The organism is Xanthovirga aplysinae, assembly GCF_009711365.1.
In the GTDB taxonomy this organism is placed as follows: Bacteria; Bacteroidota; Bacteroidia; order Cytophagales; family Cyclobacteriaceae; genus Xanthovirga; species Xanthovirga aplysinae.
Genome location: NZ_SMMB01000942.1, coordinates 1 through 4,309, shown reverse-complemented (window position 1 = coordinate 4,309; position 4,309 = coordinate 1). Strand labels below are relative to the sequence as shown.

Here is a 4,309-nt window from a genome sequence, read left to right as displayed (position 1 = left end):
AACTTTTGGATCTTCCTCATTTATATTAATGTATATACCTTCTCCTGTAGAATATTCATCCTTGGCAATGCATAAATATCCTTCTGAAATAAGTTCAGAGCCTGGGAAACATTCAAGTGTTTCATCCTGAATAGTTTCTAAATCATTAAACGATATTGATAATAGAGGTAATTCTTTAAAAGGCAAACCCTTTAATTCTTCTTGACCAAAATCGTAAGGAATTCCTATTTCCAACCCTATAATAGGGTACTCTTCAATTATTTCTTTATACCAGTCGGGAATGATTGAATTTATTCTGGAATCAATTTGTTCGAAATCAACCTGTTTGACAGTATAACCCAGTTCATTCATTTCCGGATATTTATAAATAAATGATTTAATTATTTCTCTCATATTAAATTCCAGTTATTCTAATTTTCGTAAATAACGGCTCGGGTATGGGGCCTAGTCCGGCTTGTGCGTTGGCCTTGCGAGGCTTTGACCTATACCCATTGTTATGCTTTCGTACTTTATTTTCGCCAAATTATATATTCGATAGTCCAGTCTTTTAATTGTTTCTCAGTAAGTTTTAGATTTTTTATGTCAATAGTATCTGGAATAGAGGCTTCACCAGAAATTTCATATGATAAATTTGAGTTATCAAAATATGCTACAGTATGTAGGTGATAATCTGTGTAGGTCTTTATTTCTCCTTTTCTAAGTTTTTTAATTTTTTGATAGCTATCTCCAACCTTTAGGCCATATTCGTCTTTAATTAAAGCGTCTTTAATATAAATTTTGTTCAAGTTTAACGTATCTTCCCAATCCATTGCAAAAAAGCATATTTCAGTCTCCCCATTTTTTAATGAGTATAAAGGGAAATCAGGACCGTCTTGTTGCCCTATTTCTTTAGTGACACCTAATTGAATAAATGATTTTTTTAACTTTTCTAACATTTCTTTGCGTGGAAAAGGAAGTGGGATTTCATTAATTCTGTTCTCGTAAATGGTTATACTGTCCAGTAGGGCTTCCGTACTATCTTCATCTTCAATTTCTGTTGTTTTTGATAATGATTTTTCGGCTGGGATTTTTTTATTATCTTTTTTTTGTTCAACACCACAAGCAAAAAGAATGGAGCTAGTTATTAATATTTTGAATAGATTTTTCATTTTATCAGAATGAAGCACAACGATTCGGCTGGCTCCTGTGCTTTTTAGTGTCGGCTTTTCGACGCTGGCAAAGCATGACAGCTCACCATTGTTAGCAAACGTTATTTCAGGTTTTTAAGGGATGATATTAAATAAGGTATATATTTCTCTATATTTTCATATTGATCACGATTAAGCTCATAATATTTAAGCTTTTCTAAAAAGTGATCTAAATAATGCCAATCTTTGTGGCTATCAATTAGTTTTTTACTTCCCTCTTTGTCTCCCATTAATTCTGCCGCTCTTATTTCAAAGGCCACTGCTAAATGTTCTCCAAACATTGAGTACCAGTCACCAATTTGAGGATTGTTATTTATAGGTTTAAATAAATGTTCAAAACGGTTTAGTGATTCAAGATTACCTGGCTTATTTACTATGGGAGTAAAAAAAGAATGAGAGTATTCGTGAATGACCCAATTTAAGACATCTTTTTTACTATCAAAGCCAACATTTTCAACAATTTTATTTTTGTTTATTATTTGAGGTTTGAATGATGATATAAAGCTATAAATATCAAAATCATTCTTATTTTTTATTTGAAATGCCATTCCAAAGTGAGATTTAAAAAATGGCACAACAATAAAATGGTAACTGTTTTTTTTATGTCCAAAATACCTTTCCATAAAAGGAATGAAATTTTCATCAGGAAGATTTTTATAAACTTCTTCCTTTGCTTTTTTATAAATGTATTCATTTTCCTGATAATACATTTCAAAATCTGATTCCTGGAAAAAATCAGAAATTTCATTCATCAAATTATCTATTTCTAGCAAGGCTAAATTAGAATCTGGATTTATATCTTTTAAAATTTTTAAAGGTATTTCTCTAATTCTTTTTGGATTGGGGAAAGTATCATAATAGAAGGCCAAAAGAAAGAAATCTGTTCCGCTTCTCCCTAATATGTTATTTGTTAATTGAATTGCTTTGTGATCTTTAAATTTTTTAAAATAATGGTAGTTTTTCTGCATCAATTTTGTGTGTTCAAGCATATAATTTGAAGCATTATTATCCAAAAAAGGAGTCCATGTTTGGTTGTAGACTGTAAATAAAATCTCCAAATTTTTATTATGACCTACCATTATTTCTTTCTTTTCAATTTCACTTGAATAGCATGAAAAAAATGAAAGAAGGAGAAGAACTATTGTCATATATACTTTTTTCATAATGTTTGCTAGCGTCTTGAATAAACGCCCGTTTTAATGGCGTTTATTTTTTGTTGGCAATTGTTCGTTCCTATCGACATAAATTTTGCCATCCTTCATTACAAAGACTACATTAAACATTGCACTTGAGAAGTTTTTAACAACATCACCTTTTACAGCAATTATATCAGCATAGGCTCCCTTTTTGAAGACCCCAATTCTATCTTCCATGTTCATAAATTTGGCAGATAAATAAGTGGAAGATTTCAGTATTTGGAGAGGTTTCATTCCTTCTTCTTGATAGGCAATCAGAATTTCCTTTGCTGCCGCCCCTTGTGGTATTTCAAAGTTGAGGTAATTGTCGGAACCCGTTAAGATAGTTACCTTAGCTTTGATCGCTCTTTGTAAACGATCACTCATTTCTTTTTGATAATTACCATATATTAAGTCTTTATCTTTCTCAATCTTGGAAGCTTCCAGGTATTTATAAAATAAGTTTTTAGATAGGTCTGTCGGCACCAAGGCAACCCCTTTCTTTGCCATTAAGTTTAATGTGGAGTCTGATTTGATAACCATGTTCTATGGCATCCACCCCTGAACTTACGGCTTCCCAAACAGCCAAATCATGGGTGGCATGAGCAGTTACCTTCCTATTGTACCTGTGAGCCATTTTAACAATAGCCTCCATTTCTTCCAATGTTAAACTGGTATTATTCGGGGTATTGTTAGCACAAATTTTAATAATGTCTGCTCCATAGGTTACATGTTCACGAACTGCATTAATGGCATCATCTACACTTCTAACGATAGTATATTCATCAGAAATAACTTCTCTCCGGTTCTTTAATAACCCTCTTATTTGGCCACCTTCAGGACTTATAATTGGACCAGACACAATCATTCGAGGTCCTATTGTTGTCCCCTCATTTATTGCCCTTTTTAATGCAACATCAAGAAAGGGACCAGAATCTCCTAAGTCTCTTATTGTAGTAAATCCACTTTCTAACCATGACTTAGCTCGTTCAGCCCCCCTGAGAACTCTGAGAGCATTGCTCTCGAATAATAATCTATCAGCCGTGGAGAGTTTATGGTTAGTTAAATTTTCATGGTACATTAGATGGGTATGGCCATCTATTAGCCCAGGAATTACTGTGTAATCTGTCAAATCTATTATGTCTGCATTTTCAGGAATTGAAATGTTTTTCCCAACTTCTATTATTCTATTGTTTTTAATTTTGATTATGTAGTTTTTCAGGATTTTTTCATTTTCTGAATCGAATAATTTTCCTGACTTAATATAAGTTGGGCTATTCGTCTCATTTGACTGACCTAATAAGGCTGTACTAATCGTGAAGAGACAAAGGATAGCTATGTATTTCATTCTTTTTAACATTTATTTGATCATTTAATAATTGCTAACGGATCGGCTTGCTACTGTGCTTTTTTAGCTTCGGACTTTATGTGTTGGCAAAGCATGCCAGCTCGCCATGGTTAGTAATTGTTTTTTCTCAGTTTTATTCTTGTTTTATTATTCTTGTTATCCCCTCCTCATTTTTTGTTACCACCTTCAATATATATTGACCCTTTATTAAGGAACTTAAATCAATAGATGAGTTGCCAATCCTTTTATCTTCAAATGTGGAAAAAATCAACACCCCATTCATAGTATAAATTTTTATTTGATAAGGTTCAGAAAAATCTTTTGGATTAATATTCAAATGATTTGAAAATGGATTTGGGTAAATAGAAAAGTTAGTTTTGAGAAAATGATCATCTATTCCCAGGGGTTTCGTTACTTGGACCTTGACAGTAAATTGCACACTATTGTCTGTACCATCATTGACAGAAACCGGAACGTTTAATATTCCAATAAAACCAGTGTTCGGAGTAATTTCATTGTTTGTTACTGAATAATTTTCACCATCAAAGACGGTTAATGAGAAATCGTCAGGAAAAGAGTTATCAGGATCTTCTACTAGC

General features: G+C 32.5%; 6 protein-coding genes. All 6 read right to left on the bottom strand.

All coding sequences use genetic code 11. The features are described from left to right. On the bottom strand, window positions 1-393 hold a 393-nt coding region (locus E1171_RS23755; RefSeq protein WP_187696347.1), incomplete at its 3' end, for a hypothetical protein. 116 nt (window positions 394-509) lie between these two features. Next, the gene (locus E1171_RS08660; RefSeq protein ID WP_155205611.1) at window positions 510-1,148 is read right to left on the bottom strand and encodes a DUF1131 family protein; all 639 of its coding nucleotides are present in this window, start codon (window positions 1,146-1,148) and stop codon (window positions 510-512) included. 101 nt (window positions 1,149-1,249) lie between these two features. Further along, window positions 1,250-2,350 (bottom strand): DUF4932 domain-containing protein, encoded by a 1,101-nt coding sequence (locus tag E1171_RS08655; protein WP_155205610.1) that lies wholly within the window; start codon window positions 2,348-2,350, stop codon window positions 1,250-1,252. Between the two features lie 33 nt (window positions 2,351-2,383). Further along, window positions 2,384-2,872, bottom strand: a complete 489-nt coding sequence (locus tag E1171_RS24615; protein ID WP_187696346.1) for an amidohydrolase family protein — start codon at window positions 2,870-2,872, stop codon at window positions 2,384-2,386. Then, window positions 2,829-3,710, bottom strand: a complete 882-nt coding sequence (locus E1171_RS24610) for an amidohydrolase family protein (RefSeq protein WP_187696345.1) — start codon at window positions 3,708-3,710, stop codon at window positions 2,829-2,831. Before E1171_RS24610 ends, E1171_RS24615 begins: the two co-directional genes overlap by 44 nt. Window positions 3,711-3,843: 133 nt before the next feature. Beyond that, window positions 3,844-4,309, bottom strand: a 466-nt coding sequence (locus tag E1171_RS08640) for a T9SS type A sorting domain-containing protein (RefSeq protein WP_155205607.1), incomplete at its 5' end; no start/stop codon positions are given.

Bases quoted from the DNA above. Each gene is read 5' to 3' on its own strand.
- E1171_RS08660 (WP_155205611.1), bottom strand. From the start codon at position 1,148: ATGAAAAATCTATTCAAAATATTAATAACTAGCTCCATTCTTTTTGCT.
- E1171_RS08655 (WP_155205610.1), bottom strand. From the start codon at position 2,350: ATGAAAAAAGTATATATGACAATAGTTCTTCTCCTTCTTTCATTTTTT.
- E1171_RS24610 (WP_187696345.1), bottom strand. From the start codon at position 3,710: ATGAAATACATAGCTATCCTTTGTCTCTTCACGATTAGTACAGCCTTA.
- E1171_RS24615 (WP_187696346.1), bottom strand. From the start codon at position 2,872: ATGGCAAAGAAAGGGGTTGCCTTGGTGCCGACAGACCTATCTAAAAAC.